Source organism: Pseudomonas sp. Kh14 (assembly GCF_900291005.1).
Lineage (GTDB): Bacteria > Pseudomonadota > Gammaproteobacteria > Pseudomonadales > Pseudomonadaceae > Aquipseudomonas > Aquipseudomonas alloputida.
Genome location: NZ_OLKJ01000126.1, coordinates 1 through 269, shown reverse-complemented (window position 1 = coordinate 269; position 269 = coordinate 1). Strand labels below are relative to the sequence as shown.

The following is a 269-nucleotide window of genomic DNA, read 5'->3' as shown; positions in this document are numbered from 1 at the left end:
GTGTTGGACATTTTGGTCAGAAATTGGGATGACGGAGATAGAAACATGTACATGGTGTCTGGAATTCCAGTCTGGTTCGATTTTGGAGCTAGTTTGGACCCTCGTTGCCAAAACGTTTATAGATTTCTTCTCAAACTGCAAGATGCAGCTGAAGCAGGGAGAGTTTCATCTATTGAGCTTTATTTCAAAAATTATTCTAGACAACGAGAAAAAATACTTGAGGCGGCCATCGAGGTATTCGAAAGCATCACTCAAAGTGAGATCCGAAC

1 protein-coding gene is annotated in these 269 nt (G+C 41.3%); it reads left to right on the top strand.

Annotated elements, in window-relative coordinates; genetic code table 11:
* Positions 1–45 precede the first annotated feature (45 nt).
* Positions 46–269, top strand: a 224-nt coding sequence (locus FQ668_RS28845; protein ID WP_218570905.1) for a hypothetical protein, incomplete at its 3' end; no start/stop codon positions are given.